We start from the raw sequence: 16,261 nt of genomic DNA, 5'->3' as shown, positions 1-16,261 counted from the left end.
CTGAACCGGCCACTTTAGTGGCCAACTGAACCCGGGACCGCGTTAGCGGTCCCGCTTGCCGCTTTGAGCGGCTCACACTCAACGGGCCGCGTCAGCGACCCGCCCGGCCGCTTTGAGCGGCCAACACTATAAAGCCCCCGGCTCTGCCGGGGGATATTTACTGCCGGGCGTCGGCCACCGCCTTGCGCAGGTCCGCCATGTCGACCGCGCCCGGGATCAGCGTGTCGCCGACCACCAGCGCCGGCGTGCCGCGGATTCCCAGCTCGTGCGCCAGCTTCAGGTTGGCATCGATCCGGACCTGCACCGAGGGATCGTCCATGTCCTGCTTCATCCGCGGCCAGTCCAGCCCCAGCGAGCGCGCCGTCGTCTCAAGCTGCGCCATGGAGGTGTCGGGCGGCAGCTTCATCACCGCCTCCCGCATCTTCAGGTAGGCGCCCTGCCGCTGCGCCGCCAGCAGCGCCCTGGTGCCCAGCACGCTCGCCGGTCCCAGGATCGGCAGGTCCTTGTAAACCAGCCGGACCTTGCCGTCCTGCTTCAGGAAGCTGTCCACGACCGGCTCGATCCGGCGGCAGTACGGGCAGCGCGTGTCGAAGAACTCGACGATCGTCACGTCGCCCTGCGGGTTGCCGGCGACCGGATCGGCCGGAGTCACCAGCCGGTTGCCGGCCTTGGCGATGGCGGCGCGGGCGGCGTCCTGGGTCTGTTGCTCTTCCTGGGCCTGTAGGGCGGTGATGGCGTCGCGCAGGATCGATGGGTCGTTCTTCAGGGCGTCGCGCACGATGGCGACGATCTCGCTACGCTGGGCCGGCGTGAACGCGTCGGCAAAGGCCGAGTGGGCCGCCAACATCTGGGCCAGCAACATCAGGGGCAGAACCAGGGCCACAGCCCGCAGCAGGCGACTCATGGAAGGTCTTTCGTAAGGTGACTGCCCGCCAGTCTAGCGGCAAACCCGGCCGCCGTCACAGCCCGATACGCCAAGTGATGTTGCCGCTGATGCCGAACCCGGTTATGGCACGCGGCGTTAACGGCAGGACGTGTTGGCTCGGCTCGGCGCGACCCCGGATGGCGATACCGACAGGATGACCCCAATGCGTCGCGGCCCACTTCCCCGTCTCCCGCTTCCCAAGCCGCGCCCGGCCCGCCGGCGGGCGCCGCGCTTCACGGCCGCGCTGGCCGTGCTGGCGGCGCTGCCGGGCTGCTCCACCGTCAGCAGCGTCAAGGATACGGTCCTGGGCGGCGGCGGGCCCACCATCGGCCAGCCGGGCTATGTGTCGGGCTTCCTGGGCGGCGTGGTGGCGGATGACCCGCGCGCCGCGCTGGCGGGGCGGGAGATGCTGTCCGCCGGCGGCACCGCCGCCGATGCCGCGGTCGCGGTGGGCCTGACCCTGGCGGTGACCCTGCCCTCGCGCGCCGGCCTGGGCGGCGGCGGCGCCTGCATCGCTTATTCCCCGAATCCCAGCGGCCAGGCCGGCGGCGTGCCGGAAGCCATCATGTTCACCCCCCGCGCCCCCACCGCGCCCGGCGCCAACGCCGATCGGCCGGCGGCGGTGCCGATGCTGGCGCGCGGGCTGTTCCTGCTGCATGCCCGCTACGGCACGCGGCCGTTCGAGGGCATGGTCGCCTCGGCCGAGCAACTGGCCCGCTTCGGCACGCCGGTCTCGCGTGCCCTGGCGAAGGACCTGGCGCTGGTCGCCGGCCCGCTGCTGGCGGACCCGAACGCCCGCGCGGTGTTCAGCCAGAACGGCGCGGCGCTGACCGAGGGCCAGATGCTGCGGCAGCCCGATCTCGCCGCCACCCTGGCGCAGATCCGCACCGCCGGGGTCGGCGACATGTACCTCGGCCTGCTGGCCAGCCGGATCGTGCAGGACTCGACGCTCATCGGCGGGCCGATGACGATGCTGGACCTGCGCCGCGCGCTGCCGAAGCTGGGGCTGCCGCTGGTTGCGTCGTACGGCAACGACCGGGTCGCCTTCCTGCCGCCGCCGGCGGATGGCGGCCTGGCGGCCGACGCCGCGTTCGGCGTGCTGGCCGCGAATCCAAACGACTTGTCCGCCGCGCAGGCGCGGGCCCTGGCGGTTGTGGCGCGCTACCGGGCCGGCGGCGTGACGCCCGAGACGCTGCTGGCGACGCGCGACCTGCCGCCGGCGGGTCCGATGGTGTTCCCGGCCTCGACCAGCTTCGTCACGCTCGACCGCAACGGCAACGCCGTGGCCTGCGCCCTGACCATGGACAACCTGTTCGGCACCGGGCGCATCCTGCCGGGCCTGGGCTTCCTCGCCGCGGCCTCGCCGGCCGCCGTGCCGCCGCCGCTGCTGGCGGCCGGGCTGGTGTGGAACGCCCGCGACAAGGCATTCCGCGCCGAGGCCGCCGGCTCCGGCCAGGAAGGCGCGGCGCTGGCCGTCGCCGCGGCGCTGATCAACACGCTGCGCAGCAACCAGCCGATGCCGGCGCCGGTGCCCGAGCCGGGCCGCGCCAACGTCATCGCCTGCGCCGGCGACCTGCCGGGCGACCAGAGCAGCTGCGGCTGGGCCAAAGACCCGCGCGAGGCCGGGCTGGCGCTGGGGGCGAACTGAAAGGCGGTGCCCGGCGGCGAGCAGGACGCCTCTGTCTCCACCGCGTCAACCGGCGAAACGTGCCAGAGACAAATCCGTGAGCAACGCCAACAATGAGCGGGCCAGGCTGATCGCGACCACCATCAACAACGTCGCGGTGGCGTTTCTGGTGGCTGGCTTCATCGCGCCGGAGGTCAATGGGCAGTTGGCCTCAACTGGACGGTTTACCGTCACGGTCACCTGGTGTCTGTTAGCGGCCGGCCTGCACCTGACGGCGTTGGCCGTCCTTGGAGGGTTGGACGAATGACTTGGGATCAGGTTGTAACCTGGATTGTCCTGCCGGCGCTGATCGCCGCCTTCGTTGGCGTCGGCGGATTCTGGCTTTCCAGGCGCTTCCACTGACCGATCAAACAGCCGGCCGGTCAAAAGGACCCTGTATGACACGATCGGCCCATTGGCTGAGCCCTGTCCTGGTCCTGCTGGCCACCGGCGCGGCGCAGGCTCAGCGCGCCGCCCCGGTCACCATCGGCCCCGGCCGGATCATCTGCAACGCCACGTTCTGCGAACTGGGCATCGGCGAGAAGCCGCGGCAGCGCTACCGCGTCATCGCCTCGCGGCTGCCGGAGGAGGAAATCCACCGGCTGCGCAAATGCACCGGCGTCGGCAGGCCGTGCATCGTGACGGTGGATGGACTCCTGCAGGGAGACCAGACGAAGATCATGGCCACCCGCATCACCTGGCAGGACTGACCCGATGGCACTGAAAATCGGCAAGGGCGCGCTGGCGCCGCCGTTCATGGTGATGGACGTGATCGCCGCCGCGAACGCGCGCCAGGCCGCGTTGCCGCCCGGCGACCCGCACGTCATCCGCATGGAGGTCGGCCAGCCCGGCACCGGCGCCCCCACCGGCGCGGTCGCCGCCGCCCAGGCCGCGCTGCGGTCCGGCCATCCGCTGGGCTACACCGAGGCGTTCGGCCTGCGCTCGCTGCGGGAACGCATCGCCGCCCATGTCCGCGCCTGGTACCGGCTGGACCTGCCGATCGAGCGGATCGCGGTGACGGTGGGCGCGTCGGGGGCGTTCCCGCTGGCGTTCCTGGCGGCGTTCGACCGCGGCGACCGCATTGCTTTGGCGGCGCCGTTCTACCCGCCCTACGTCAACATCCTGACCGCGCTGGGCATGACCCCGGTGATCCTGGAGGCCGGTCCGGACACCCGCTTCCAGCCCAGCGTGGCGATGCTGGAAGCGTTGGACCCGCCGCCCGACGGCCTGATCGTCGCCAGCCCGTGCAACCCGGTCGGCACGATGCTGCACCGCGACGAACTGGCCGCCATCGCCGCTTGGTGCGATGCCAACGGCGTGCGGCTGATCAGCGACGAGATCTATCACGGACTGAACTATGACAGCCCGATCGCCTCGGCCGCGGAGTTCAGCGACAGCGCCGTGGTGGTGAACAGCTTCTCGAAGCAGTTTCCGAATCACGACCAAAATGTGGGGCTGGCGACGGCTGCCGCGTTCAGTCCGAATGCCGTTGTTATCGGTTCGTTCTCGAAGTACTTCTCGATGACCGGCTGGCGTGTCGGCTGGATGGTTCTGCCTGATGATCTGATTCGCCCGGTCGAGTGTCTTGCTCAGAACATGTTCATCTCAGCGCCGCACCTGTCCCAGATCGCGGCGGAGGCTGCGTTCGACTGCGAGGCGGAGTTGCAAGCCAACGTCGCGCGGTATCGGCGGTCCCGTGATCTGCTGCTGAAGGGGCTGCCGGATGCCGGGTTTTCCCGGCTGTCCCCGGCAGAGGGAGCTTTCTATCTATGGGCTGACGTCAGCGACCGAACCAACGACAGCAAGGCGTTCTGCGCGCGGATGCTGAATGAAGCTGGGGTGGCGGTCTCACCGGGTGTGGACTTTGACCGTGCTCGCGGGAACCTGTTCGTCAGGTTCAGCTATTGCGGGCCGGAACCTGATATGGCGGAAGCCGCCGAACGACTGAAAAAGTGGCGATAGCGCTACATGACAAATCGTTCTGCGGCAAAGCCAAGCCAGCAGTGCCGGTCGATGGCGTGGTCATTGTGGTCGCGGCTCCGAGTGTGGTCTACCTGACGCTCGGCGCGACGACGAGTTCAGACGTTGCAGCGTCCCAAGTTATGGGACGATCCGGCTGCGGTATCATCATACCGATGATGCTAAACCTAGTTTGATATCCATTCGCTACGAGAAAATTGTTTATTTGATGGCCGATTTGGATATCAGATCGGGAGCCGGTGACGATTACCGTGATCGGTTTGCCCTTGGGAATTTTGGCAAGCAGTTCAGTCCCCAGAGCATCGCTGAATTCGAGCTTTCCCGGAGCTTGATTGATGTAAGTTTGGTTAACAACGCCGCCGCTTTGGTTGAAATTGAAGTTTCCAGATGCACCGATGGGAGGCACACTCACGGCCGGTGAAGGGCTTGCCGTCGGCTCCGCGCCTGGCGCCAATCGAGTTTTAGTGCCATCGCCGACAAGATATCCGGTCCAAATCAGCGCAGAGGCTCCCACCAAGCCGCCGAAGATTCCCAATGTTAGGTTTCTCGCCGTCACGTCCGCCTCGCTACCCCAGAACGATAGCACGGCCAACGCCGTCGCAGGGGCCGCCGACCAGAATGTCCACCCCCAAGCCCCACGGTAGTCACCTTCTTTCCGCATTTCTATGCCGCGCCTGCCCGCAAGCGCAAACCACCCGAAGCACAAGGCACCCAGTAACGATAGCGAGCCTACGGTCATAACGCGGTATAATATCCATTATGGAGTCGTGTCGAGGGCCAGCGTTCGCTCCGTCATTGTGAGAAAATCGTCGAAATACTTCTCCATGGCCGGCTGGCGTATCGGCTGGATGGTGCTGCCGGCCGATCTGGTGCGGCCGGTGGAGTGCCTGGCGCAGAACATGTTCATCAGCGCGCCCTATATCTCCCAGGTTGTCGCCGAGGCGGCGTTCGACTGCCAGGCGGAACTGCAGGCCAACGTCGCCCGCTACCGCCGCTCCCGCGATCACCTGCTGGCGGCGCTGCCACAGGCGGGTTTCACCCGGCTGTCGCCGGCCGAGGGCGCGTTCTACCTGTTCGCCGACATCAGCAACCGCAGCAACGACAGCGCCGGCTTTTGCGCCCGCATGCTGGTGGAGGCCGGCGTCGCGGTCAGCCCCGGCGTCGATTTCGACCGCGGGCGCGGCAACCGCTTCCTGCGGTTCAGCTACTGCGGGCCGGAGGCGGATATGCAGGAAGCGGCAGAGCGGCTGAAAGGCTGGCGATAATAGGGAGCACGCCTGTCGGACGGGCGTTGTATCTCGCGCTGCCGCAGTGATCCGAAGGTCAGTTGAGACAGGCCGGCGGCTTGCTTTCATCGTCATGGCGGCGGAAGGGCCGCCATCCACGCCTTTGGCCGATATCAGCACCACAAGCTGTTGATCGCGGGCCTGCGCCCGCCATGACGGCAAGCCAATGGCCGCGCGTCCCAATCCGCCTGCGGTTTGCTGTAGCTGTAACAGTAATCGCACGCTCTGCGCGGCCGTGCCTCGGCAACCGGCCAGACCGGTCCGGACGCCTGACGGCATCACCGAAACTTGGCCAAAAATCTGGAAGGAGCATGGCCGATGGAACACGTCGTCAACATGCATGAAGCGAAGAGCCAGCTATCCAGGTTGGTCGCGCTGGCCCAGCAGGGTGAGTCCGTGACGATTGCCATCCATGGCAGGCCAGTGGCGAAACTCGTGCCGATCAGACCGCAGCCGGTTTTCGGGCTGGGAAAAGATCAATGTCCGCCGGTTCCCTGGAGTGCCTTTGCACCGGTGTCGGATGAGGAAGCAGCGGAATGGGGCCTCTGAGGCTGCTGCTGGATACCCATACACTACCCAGCCCACGAGTTTTCGAGTTCGCATTCGCCTTGCAGCTTGTGGTTGCGTGACCCGGTGCTCGCTGGACCGTATCGAGCCTGCAGGCTCAATCCCGACAAACCCGTCCTTGGCCAGTTGTAAAGCCATGCCCCATGTCACTGCCGGAAGACAGGAACAACGCCCGGCAGCCACCCGGGCACACTGTGTTCTTAGTGGCTTAGTGTCTTTGTGTTATAATCAACAGTTGCAACCGCCCAGACGGTTACCGTGGGCCTCGGACAGGTTCGTGCAGCTTCTTCCGTCCCATCAACACTGGCACCTGGGACCGGGCGCCGATCGCCGCCAGCGCAGGAGGGTGCACGCAGGCAGCATCCGGCCTATCCTCGGCCCCGGCAACCGGGAGACGGCCATGACCGATATCCAGACCCTGAAGTCCACCATCCGGCTGTGCATGTTCGACCAGTACGGCACCGTGGTCGACATGCAGGGCGGCCTGCGCGAATTCGCCGCCCCGTTCCTCCGGGCCAAGGGCTGGACCGGCGACCCCGACGCCTTCGTCACCTGGTGGCGCCGCACCCACTTCGAGAATTCCATGATCGACGCCCTGCTCGGCCGCGCGCACACGTCCTACCGGCAGATTGGCCATCTGTCCGTCCGCCAGGTCATGGAGCGCGCCGGCATCGCCCATACCGAGGAGGAGGTCCACGCTCTGGTCGCGGCGATCGAACGCCTGGCCTGCTTCCCGGAAGTACCCGAGGCGCTCGCCCGCCTGCACAAGGCGTACAGGCTGGTCGTGCTGTCCAACGGCGATCCCGATATGCTGGAGACCGCGAAGCAGTATCACCGCATCCCGTTCGACGCCGTCATCTCGGTCGCCGAGGCCAACGCCTTCAAGCCGCACCGCGCGACCTATGAGATGGCGGCGCGGAAGATGGGCGTCGCGATGGACGAGGTCCTGTTCGTCGCCAACCATGAATTCGACTGCGTCGGCGCCAAGGCCACCGGGATGCGGACCGCGTTCATCAACCGCCGCCGCCGTCCGTTTGCCCGCTGGCCGCACCAGCCGGACCTGGTCGTCGCCAGCATGACGGAACTCGCCGATCTTCTCGGCTGAGGGGGGTCACCGGGGGCGGACGTGCGGGCGTATCGTCCGGATGTCTAACCACAGAGGAAAAGCTGAGGGTCGCGGAGGGCCGCAGAGAAGAGGTTATGGCGCTACGCGCGAAGCGAATGACGACGCCAGGCACTGCCGGGGCAAGCGACGCCAGGCATCGCCGGATGGCCGGGCCGATGAGACCCTGCCAGGGACGACGGCAGTATCTACATCTCGGTACGACGGCAACATCCGCACCGGGCCGCGCAATGTCCCCCTGATTCCCTGTGACCCTCCGTCACCCTCGGATTCTTCTCTGTGCGAACAGAAATACACCGTCAACCACGCTGCCCCCACCGGGGACGCACCCCGGCAGCGAACGCACTGTTGAGGTTCGTTTCGCCACGCTGCCCCCACCGGGAACGCACCCACCCCGTATCAGACCGAGGCCGTGCCAGCGCCAGACGGGTGCTCACGCCTGCCGCGCCTCCGGCACGCCGCCCAACCATCATTCTGTCCCGGCACGCCCCGGTGCCTCACCCATCCAGGACCGTCCGGATCTTCGCCGCCAGCGTGGCCAGGCTGAACGGCTTTGGCAGCATCTCCGTCCCCGGGTCCAGCACGCCGCCATGCACGATGGCGTTGCGGGCATAGCCCGTGGTGTAAACCACCTTCAGGTCCGGCCGCTGCGCCCGCGCCGCGTCGGCCAGTTGACTGCCGGTCATCCCGCCCGGCAGGCCGACATCGGTGAACAGGAGCGCGATCGCCGGGTCCCGCGCCAGCAGCCGCAGCGCCGCCTTGCCGTCCCCCGCCGACAGCACCCGGTAGCCCAGCTCCCGCAGCGACGATGCGGAGTAGTCGCGCACCGCCGGCTCGTCCTCCACCACCAGGATCGTCTCGCCCCGGCCATGGACGATCGCCTGATGCGCCTTGTCCGCCTCCTCGTCCGGCGCCTCGGCGGTCAGGCGCGGCAGGTAGAGCTTCACCGCGGTGCCCTGGCCGGGCTCGCTGTACAGGTTCACGTGGCCGTTCGACTGCTTGATGAAGCCATAGACCTGGCTCAGGCCCAGGCCGGTGCCGTGGCCGACGTCCTTGGTGGTGAAGAACGGCTCGAACACCCGGTCCAGCGTCTCCCGGTCCATGCCGGTGCCGGTGTCGCTGACGGCGATCATCACGTACTGGCCGGGCGCGACGTCGTCATGCTTGGCCGCATAAGCCTCGTCGAGGAACGCATTCGCGGTCTCGATCGTCAGCTTGCCGCCCTGCGGCATGGCGTCGCGGGCGTTCACCGCCAGGTTCAGCAGCGCGTTCTCCAGCTGGTTGGCGTCGGCGATGGTGCGCCACAGCCCGCCGGCCAGCACCGTCTCCAGCGCCACCGACTCGCCCAGGGTGCGGCGCAGCAGCTCCGACATGCCGGCGACCAGCTTGTTGGCGTCCAGCGGCTTCGGGTCCAGCGTCTGGCGGCGGGCGAACGCCAGCAGCCGGTGCGTCAGCGTCGCCGCCCGCTCGGCACCCTGGGATATCATGCCCAGCGCCCGCTTCACCTTGGGGTCCTCGGCAATCTCCGGAATCGCCGACAGCAGCCGCTGCGCCGTCTCGACGCCGCCGCCAATGACTGTGAGAAGGTTGTTGAAGTCGTGCGCGACGCCGCCGGTCAGGTGGCCGATGGCCTCCATCTTCTGCGACTGGCGCAGCGATTCCTCGGCCTGCGCCCGCTTCTCCATCTCGGCCGCGACACGCTGTTCCAGTTGCTCGTTGGCATGCCGCAGCGCATCGCGCGCCTGCCGGCGCAGCCGCGCGAGGTCCAGGTTCGACCGTACCCGCGCCTGCAGCTCCCGCGCCGAGAACGGCTTGACCAGGTAGTCGTCGGCGCCGGCATCCAGGCCCTCCAGCCGTGCTTCCTCGCCGGCCCGTGCCGACAGCAGGATCACCGGCAGGTCGCGCAAATCGGCGTCGGCGCGCACCGCGGCCAGCAGGCCGAACCCGTCCAGGCGCGGCATCATCACGTCCGACAGGATCAGGTCCGGCCGCTTCGCCCGGGCGGCCTGCAGCGCCTCCTGCCCGTCGCCCACCGCCTCGACGTCATACGAGGCCCGCAGCAGGCGGCTGACATAGTCCCGCATGTCGGCATTGTCGTCGGTCAGCAGGATTCGCGGCCGCTCCGGCGCCGGCGCGACAGCGCCGAGGCCAAGTCCGGACAAGGCGCTGGGCGTATCCAGCACGTCGCCGGCCAGCGACGCACCGGCAACCGATGGGGCGTCGCCGTCCGACGGCAGCCAGCGCAGCGCTTCCTCGACGAAGGCGGCGGCCGAGCTGCTCTCGGCGGCGACGATGCGGGCCGGGGTCTCGGAGACGCGCTCCGGCGGCAGGTGCGCCCGCCCGAACGGGATTGCCACGGTCACGGTTGTGCCGACGCGGACCTGGCTCTGCACCGCGATCGTGCCACCGTGCAGCCGGACGAGTTCGTTGACCAAAGCGAGGCCGATGCCGGTGCCTTCCAGGGTGCGGCCGCGCTGGCCCTCGATGCGGTGGAACCGGTCGAAGATGCGTGGCAGTTCCGCCTCCGGGATGCCGGTGCCGGTGTCGCGCACCGTCAGCACCGCCGCCCGGCCGTCGGCGCTGGCCTCCATGGCGACGGTGATCGCGCCGGACAGGGTGTACTTGAACGCGTTGGACACCAGGTTCAGCACGATCCGTTCCCACATCTCGGGATCGGCATACACCGGCTGCGGCAGCTTCGGGCAGCGCGTCTCCAGCCGCAGTCCCGCGCGCTCGCAGGCCGAGCGGAAGTTGCTGGCGAGGTCCGCGGTGAAGGCCGCGAGGTCCACCGGCTGGAAGCGGGCCTGCACCCGCCCGGCCTCGATGCGGGAGAAGTCCAGCAGCGTGTTGACCAGCCGCAGCAGCCGCAGGCCGTTGCGGTGGACCATGGACAGCCGTTCCACGCTGTCGTCGCGGACGCGGGTGATGATCTCCTCCTCCAGCGGGCCCAGCATCAGCGTCAACGGCGTGCGGAACTCATGGCTGACGTTGGAGAAGAAGGCGGTCTTGGCGGCGTCGATCTCGGCCAGCGCCTCGGCGCGGCGGCGCTCGGCCTCATAGGCGCGGGCGGCGGCGAGGCCGGAGGCGATCTGCGCCGCGACCAGGTCGATGAAGCCGGCATAGGCCTCGTCGAACGGCCGGTACGGATTGAGCCCGGCGATGAACAGGCCGCTCTGCTGCCCCTCGCCTTGCGGCGCGATCGGCACCACGGCCACCTGGCGCGGCGGCTTGTCCCAGGCGCCGGTCGCCAGGCCGGTCATGGTGCTGACGTCGTGCAGGCGGCGCTTCTCGTGCCCGGACAGGATTTCGATGGCAGGCCAGGGCAGGCTCTCCGGCTGCTCGACGATGGCCGGGGCCAACTGGCTGTCGATCCCGCCGGTTTCGTCGACCCGGCGCAGGCGCCCGCTGTCGCCGTCCGCGAGGTAGATCAGGCTGAACGGAATGTCCCGGGTGTTGCGCCCGAGCGAGCGCTCGATGGCCTGGAGCACCTCCGCCTCCGACCGGACCGCGCCGAGTTCGCTGGCCAGGTCGCGCAGCGTGGCGACACGGCGCTCGCCGATGACCCGCTGGGTTTCCTCCGCCACCACGCAGAGCATGCCGGCAATGGCGCCTTCGTCATCCGGCAGCGGGCTGTAGGAGAAGGTGTGGTAGGTTTCCTCGGTATAGCCGCTGCGCTCCAGGAACAGCAGCAGGCCCTCGTCCCAGGTGGCCTGGCCGGTGCGCATGACCGATTCGATGCGCGGCCCGATATCCCGCCAGATCTCCGACCACACCTCGTTCGCCGGGCGGCCGAGCGCCGAGGGATGCTTGACGCCGAGCGTCGGGGTGTAGGCGTCGTTGCAGAAGAACGTCAGCTCCGGGCCCCAGGCCATCCACATGGCGTAGCGCGAGGTGACCATGATGCGCAGGATGGTCAGCAGGCTCTGCGGCCAAGTTTCCGCCGGGCCGAGGGCGGTCGCGGACCAGTCGGCCGAGGCAATGAGCGCCGCCATCTCGCCGCCGGCGCGGGCGAACGCCGAGACATACGCATCCGGATCCGGCGCCCGCCCATCGCCAGATATCCGGTTGATCGAGAACACGTTGACCTCCCAGGCTAATTCCAGGTCCTAAAATACTCCGGCGGTTGTGCGAAATGACAACGCCGGGTTCCGGAGGATCTTCACGGAGAGATGAGGGATATGGGGCGGCAACGGAATCCTGCCAGTGCTCCAGGGGCAACACAGCCGGCAGTTGGGATTCCCCGGGGTCGGAGCAGCATCCGGCAGCCGGGTCCGTTGCCCCTCGCATGGCCGGGCGTGTTCCAGCCAACCGCGCTTCGACGGCGGGGAGTGGATGGCCGGGACACGCCCTGTCGCGTACACACATCTCTGAAACGACCTCCGGTTATCTGAAAAAGTCTCTTGTTATCAGTGGGTTGGCCAAAGGTTTCTGTATATACAAAAATCTCCCCTAACCCATTGATAACAAAGGATATCGCTTAATCGTTTCAGAGATCTGTGCATCCCGTAGGGACATGCCCGGCCATGACGACGAGGCAACGGCCCTGCGCGCCCGCGGCATCAACGGGACGGCGGCAGCAGCCGGTTGGCGATGGCGGCGGCCTCGGCGAAATCGCGGGCGACGGCGGTGCTGCCCTCGGCCATTGACGGGGCGCCATAGCCCCAGACGGCGAAGATACAGGGGACCCCGGCCTGCCGCGCCGCCGTCACGTCGTTGCGGTGATCGCCCAGCACCACGGTCTGCGCAACCTCGCCGCCGGCCCGCGCCAGGGTCGCCAGCAGGTGCGCCGGGTCGGGCTTGCGCGTCGGAAAGCTGTCGCCGCCGCCGACGGCGCGCAGCAGCGGCAGGACGCCCAGCGAGTCCAGCAGGGCGCGCGCCGCACCCTCGGGCTTGTTGGTGCAGACGGCGAACTGCCAGCCCTGCCCCGCCAGATCGTCCAGCGCCGGGCGCACCCCGGGGAACAGCCGGCTCTCCACCGCGACATGCGACTCGTAGTCGGCCATGAACGCCGCCAGCGCCTCGGGGTCGGGTTCCCGGCCACGGGCGGCGAATGCCCGCGCCAGCAGCACCGCCACCCCGTCGCCGACCATCGTGGCGACCTCGGCCGGGGGGAACGGCGGCAAGGCGCGGGCCGCCATCAGCCGGTTCAGCGCCGCGGTGAGGTCCGGGAGCGTGTCCACCAGGGTGCCGTCCAGGTCGAGCAGCAGGGTCCGCAGCACTATGTTGCACTCCGCAATGGGATTTGAGCCAGGATAACAACGGTTGGTTTTGACAGCGCACGGGGGCGCCGCTACGCCAGACCTCGTAGCGAAGCAGGAACCGCCTATGCAAGCAACCGCCGTCATCCTGGCCGCCGGGCTCGGAACCAGGATGAAGTCAACCCTGCCAAAGACCCTGCACCGGCTGGCCGGGCGGTCGATGCTGCGCCACTTGCTGGCGAGCTGTGAGCCGGTGTTCGACCGCATCGTGGTGGTCCTGGGACCGGAGATGGACGCGGTGCGCAAGGAAGCCGCGCCGCATGCGTGCGTCGTGCAGCAGGAACGCCTCGGCACCGCGCACGCGGCGTTGCAGGCGGTCGAGCACTTCGGCACCGGCCACGTCGCCGTGCTGTATGCCGACAACCCGCTGATCCGCACCGCGACCCTGCGCCGCCTGCTGGAGGGGCACGGCGCCGGCGGCCTGTCGCTGCTGGCGTTCCGGCCGCAGGATCCCGCGGAGTATGGCCGCGTGATCGCCGGGCCGGACGGCCTGGTCGAGCGGGTCGTCGAGTATGCCGATGCGACGCCCGCCGAGCGCGCCGTACCGCTGTGCAACGCCGGCGTGCTGTGCGGCGCCGCGTCCGACATGACGCGCTGGCTGCGGGCGGTGCGCGCCGACAACGCCAAGGGCGAATACTACCTGACCGACGCCGTTGCCCTCGCCCACGCCGAAGGCCGCCCGGTCGGCGTGGTCGAGGCGCCCGCCGACGAACTCGCCGGGGTCAATTCCCGCGGCGAGCTGGCGCGCGCCGAGGCGGTGCTGCAAGGCTGGATGCGGGAAGTGGCGATGGAGGCCGGGGTGACGATGGTGGACCCGTCGTCGGTGTTCCTCGCCGCCGATACCAAATTGGGCACGGACGTAACCATCGAGCCGAACGTGGTGTTCGGCCCGGGCGTCAGCGTCGCCAGCGCCGTCACCATCCGGGCGTTCAGCCACCTGGAGGGCGTGGACATCGGCCCCGGCTGCATCATCGGCCCGTTCGCCCGGCTGCGGCCCGGCACGAAGCTGGAACAGGACGTGCATGTCGGCAACTTCGTCGAGGTCAAGGCCGCGACGCTGGCGCCGGGGGTGAAGGCCAATCACCTGAGCTATATCGGCGACGCCAGCGTCGGCGCCGGCACGAATATCGGTGCCGGAACGATCACCTGCAACTACGATGGTGTCAACAAGCACCGCACCCGCATCGGCGCCGGCGTGTTCATCGGCTCCGACACCGCGCTGGTGGCGCCGGTCAGCGTCGGTGACGGCGCGATCATCGGCGCCGGCAGCGTCATCACCGACGATGTCGAGCCGGACGCGCTGGCGCTCGCGCGCGGACGGCAGGTGCAGAAGCCCGGGCGGGCCATCGCGATGCGGGCCGCGGCAAGGAAAGGAAAGCTCTGATGTGCGGAATTGTTGGTGTCATCAGTTCCCATGCGGCCGCGCCGACCATCCTGGACGCGCTGCGCCGGCTGGAATACCGCGGCTATGACAGCGCCGGCATCGCCACCCTGGTGAACGGGGCGATCGACCGCCGCCGCGCCGAGGGCAAGCTGAACAACCTGGCGGCGTCGCTCGATCGCAAGCCGCTGTCCGGCACCATCGGCATCGGCCACACCCGCTGGGCGACGCACGGCGCGCCGACGGAAAGCAACGCGCATCCACACGGCACCGACCTGGTGTCGCTGGTGCACAACGGCATCATCGAGAACCACGCCGAACTGCGCGAGGAGCTGGAGGCCGCGGGGCAGGTCTTCCACACCGAGACCGATACCGAAACGGTGGCGCAGCTCGTGGATCTGTACCTCAAGCAGGGCATGAAGCCGATCGAGGCGGCTGGGGCGGCGCTGCGGCGGCTGGAAGGCGCCTATGCCGTGGCGATCATCTTCGCCGGCCACCCCGAGCTGATGGTGGCGGCGCAGCACGGCGCGCCGCTAGCGGTGGGCTTCGGCGAGGAGGAGATGTTCGTCGGCTCCGACGCCCTGGCGCTGGCGCCGCTGACCCGCCGCATCGCTTATCTGCACGACGGCGACTGGACGGTGGTGGACCGCCACGGCGCGCGGTTCTTCGACATGGACGGCAACGAGGTCGAGCGCGAGATCAAGCTGACCCGGCTGACCGGCGCCGCCATCGGCAAGGGCAACTTCCGCCACTTCATGGAGAAGGAGCTGCACGAGCACCCGGCAGTCATCGGCGACACGCTGCACCGGATGGTCAGCCCCGCGACCCGCGCCGTCGGCCTGCCGGAGGACCTGGGGATCGATTTCGCCAACATCTCGCGCATCACCATGAGCGCCTGCGGCAGCGCCTTCTACGCCGGGCTGGTGGGCCGCTGGTGGTTCGAGGCGGTGGCGCGCATCCCGGCCGACGGCGACGTCGCCAGCGAGTTCCGCTACCGCGCGCCGCCGCTGCCGCGCGACGGGCTGGGGCTGCTGGTGTCGCAGTCGGGCGAGACGGCGGATACGCTGGCGGCACTGCGCTACATGCGCGAGCAGGGGCAGCGCGTGCTGTCGATCGTCAACGTCGCCGAAAGCAGCATGGCGCGCGAGAGCGATGCGGTGCTGGAAACCGTCGCCGGGCCGGAGATCGGCGTTGCCAGCACCAAGGCGTTCACCGCGCAGCTTTCCGTGCTGGCCTGCCTCGCTTTGGCCGCGGCGCGGGCACGCAAGGCGATCAGTGCCGCGCAGGAAGCGCGGATGACCGCGGCGCTGCTGGAAGTGCCCGGGCGGGCGGCGGAGGTGCTGGAGAAGGACGAGGCGATCCAGGCGATCGCGCACCGTGTCGCCAAGGCGCGGGACGTGCTGTTCCTGGGCCGCGGCAACTGCTTCCCGATCGCCATGGAGGGCGCGCTGAAGCTGAAGGAGATCAGCTACATCCACGCCGAGGGCTATGCCGCCGGCGAGATGAAGCACGGGCCGATCGCGCTGATCGATCCGGCGGTGCCGGTGATCGCCATCGCGCCGTCGGGGCCGCTGTTCGAGAAGACGGCGTCGAATTTGCAGGAAGCGGCGGCGCGCGGCGGGCAGGTGATCGTGTTCAGCGACGAAGCGGGCGCGGCGAAGCTGAAGGGCATCGCGGCCGAGACGGTGGTGCTGCCGGCGGTCGATCCGTTCGTGGCGCCGATCCTGTATGCGATTCCGGTGCAGGTGCTGGCGTATCACGTGGCGGTGCTGAAAGGCACCGATGTGGACCAGCCGCGGAACCTGGCGAAGTCCGTGACGGTGGAGTAACGGGCACGCAGGCGTTGGAATTGCTGTTGAAGGACAAAAGAAATGTGATTGCCCACGGGTCTGACGGCATGCCTGCCGGAGCGCCGTTTCGCGGCGGTGCAAAGTCTACCGCGGGTATGATACCAACCGCCCGAATTTTTGACTCGTTGGGGATTCTCAAACGCCGCCGGTTGTGAGTCGATAGGCGAAACTGTCGATTCGCAAGGGAGGCGACGGCGTTGCTCAAGATTACCCGTAACGACCTGA

At 68.6% G+C, this 16,261-nt stretch carries 13 protein-coding genes; 9 read left to right on the top strand and 4 right to left on the bottom strand.

The features are described from left to right. Positions 1–157: 157 nt before the first annotated feature. Entirely contained in the window at positions 158–904 is a 747-nt protein-coding gene (locus CCS01_RS17890) for a DsbA family protein (RefSeq protein WP_104520138.1), read from the bottom strand. Between the two features lie 184 nt (positions 905–1,088). Between CCS01_RS17890 and CCS01_RS17885 the strand changes: the two genes are divergently transcribed. From CCS01_RS17885 to CCS01_RS17870, 4 genes are all read left to right on the top strand, one after another. Further along, positions 1,089–2,573, top strand: a complete 1,485-nt coding sequence (locus tag CCS01_RS17885; protein ID WP_104520137.1) for a gamma-glutamyltransferase — start codon at positions 1,089–1,091, stop codon at positions 2,571–2,573. A gap of 76 nt (positions 2,574–2,649) precedes the next feature. Next, complete coding sequence (locus CCS01_RS17880) at positions 2,650–2,859, top strand: amino acid transporter (RefSeq protein ID WP_104520136.1); 210 nt, start codon at positions 2,650–2,652, stop codon at positions 2,857–2,859. A gap of 130 nt (positions 2,860–2,989) precedes the next feature. Continuing rightward, positions 2,990–3,301: a hypothetical protein gene (locus tag CCS01_RS17875; protein WP_104520135.1), complete on the top strand. Its 312-nt coding sequence runs from the start codon at positions 2,990–2,992 to the stop codon at positions 3,299–3,301. A 4-nt stretch (positions 3,302–3,305) separates the two neighbouring features. Further along, entirely contained in the window at positions 3,306–4,553 is a 1,248-nt protein-coding gene (locus CCS01_RS17870; protein WP_104520134.1) for a pyridoxal phosphate-dependent aminotransferase, read from the top strand. 88 nt (positions 4,554–4,641) lie between these two features. Here the strand turns inward: CCS01_RS17870 and CCS01_RS32965 are convergent, their stop codons facing one another. After that, positions 4,642–5,157 (bottom strand): hypothetical protein, encoded by a 516-nt coding sequence (locus tag CCS01_RS32965; RefSeq protein ID WP_146101829.1) that lies wholly within the window; start codon positions 5,155–5,157, stop codon positions 4,642–4,644. Positions 5,158–5,236: 79 nt separating this feature from the next. On the opposite strand from CCS01_RS32965, the gene CCS01_RS17865 reads away from it, so the two are divergent. The 3 genes from CCS01_RS17865 (at position 5,237) to CCS01_RS17855 (ending at position 7,529) form a co-directional block, all read left to right on the top strand. Then, positions 5,237–5,836, top strand: a complete 600-nt coding sequence (locus CCS01_RS17865) for a pyridoxal phosphate-dependent aminotransferase (protein ID WP_104520133.1) — start codon at positions 5,237–5,239, stop codon at positions 5,834–5,836. Between the two features lie 339 nt (positions 5,837–6,175). Continuing rightward, a complete protein-coding gene (locus CCS01_RS17860) occupies positions 6,176–6,406 on the top strand; it encodes a type II toxin-antitoxin system Phd/YefM family antitoxin (protein WP_104520132.1) in 231 nt (76 codons plus the stop codon). 418 nt (positions 6,407–6,824) lie between these two features. After that, positions 6,825–7,529: a haloacid dehalogenase type II gene (locus CCS01_RS17855; protein ID WP_104520131.1), complete on the top strand. Its 705-nt coding sequence runs from the start codon at positions 6,825–6,827 to the stop codon at positions 7,527–7,529. Positions 7,530–8,044: 515 nt separating this feature from the next. On the opposite strand, the gene CCS01_RS17850 is transcribed toward CCS01_RS17855, so the two are convergent. Next, a complete protein-coding gene (locus tag CCS01_RS17850; RefSeq protein WP_204848332.1) occupies positions 8,045–11,626 on the bottom strand; it encodes an ATP-binding protein in 3,582 nt (1,193 codons plus the stop codon). Positions 11,627–12,106: 480 nt separating this feature from the next. Next, positions 12,107–12,766, bottom strand: coding sequence for a phosphoglycolate phosphatase (gene gph, locus CCS01_RS17845; protein ID WP_239992215.1), 660 nt, complete (start codon positions 12,764–12,766; stop codon positions 12,107–12,109). A 106-nt stretch (positions 12,767–12,872) separates the two neighbouring features. Between gph and glmU the strand changes: the two genes are divergently transcribed. Continuing rightward, the gene (glmU, locus tag CCS01_RS17840) at positions 12,873–14,189 is read left to right on the top strand and encodes a bifunctional UDP-N-acetylglucosamine diphosphorylase/glucosamine-1-phosphate N-acetyltransferase GlmU (RefSeq protein WP_104520129.1); all 1,317 of its coding nucleotides are present in this window, start codon (positions 12,873–12,875) and stop codon (positions 14,187–14,189) included. Beyond that, a complete protein-coding gene (gene glmS, locus CCS01_RS17835) occupies positions 14,189–16,015 on the top strand; it encodes a glutamine--fructose-6-phosphate transaminase (isomerizing) (protein ID WP_104520128.1) in 1,827 nt (608 codons plus the stop codon). Before glmU ends, glmS begins: the two co-directional genes overlap by 1 nt. The last annotated feature ends 246 nt before the right edge of the window (positions 16,016–16,261 follow it).

Origin of the sequence: Rhodopila globiformis (assembly GCF_002937115.1) — a bacterium.
Classification (GTDB): domain Bacteria; phylum Pseudomonadota; class Alphaproteobacteria; order Acetobacterales; family Acetobacteraceae; genus Rhodopila; species Rhodopila globiformis.
Note: the sequence above shows the minus strand (reverse complement) of the source record. Positions and strands in the feature narration are given on the sequence as shown.

What these genes read in the sequence shown, in the direction of transcription:
- CCS01_RS17875 (WP_104520135.1), top strand. Translation starts at nt 2,990, where the DNA reads ATGACACGATCGGCCCATTGGCTGAGCCCTGTCCTGGTCCTGCTGGCC.
- CCS01_RS17885 (WP_104520137.1), top strand. Translation starts at nt 1,089, where the DNA reads ATGCGTCGCGGCCCACTTCCCCGTCTCCCGCTTCCCAAGCCGCGCCCG.
- glmU (WP_104520129.1), top strand. Translation starts at nt 12,873, where the DNA reads ATGCAAGCAACCGCCGTCATCCTGGCCGCCGGGCTCGGAACCAGGATG.
- CCS01_RS17860 (WP_104520132.1), top strand. Translation starts at nt 6,176, where the DNA reads ATGGAACACGTCGTCAACATGCATGAAGCGAAGAGCCAGCTATCCAGG.
- CCS01_RS17870 (WP_104520134.1), top strand. Translation starts at nt 3,306, where the DNA reads ATGGCACTGAAAATCGGCAAGGGCGCGCTGGCGCCGCCGTTCATGGTG.
- CCS01_RS17865 (WP_104520133.1), top strand. Translation starts at nt 5,237, where the DNA reads ATGCCGCGCCTGCCCGCAAGCGCAAACCACCCGAAGCACAAGGCACCC.
- glmS (WP_104520128.1), top strand. Translation starts at nt 14,189, where the DNA reads ATGTGCGGAATTGTTGGTGTCATCAGTTCCCATGCGGCCGCGCCGACC.
- CCS01_RS17890 (WP_104520138.1), bottom strand. Translation starts at nt 904, where the DNA reads ATGAGTCGCCTGCTGCGGGCTGTGGCCCTGGTTCTGCCCCTGATGTTG.
- CCS01_RS17855 (WP_104520131.1), top strand. Translation starts at nt 6,825, where the DNA reads ATGACCGATATCCAGACCCTGAAGTCCACCATCCGGCTGTGCATGTTC.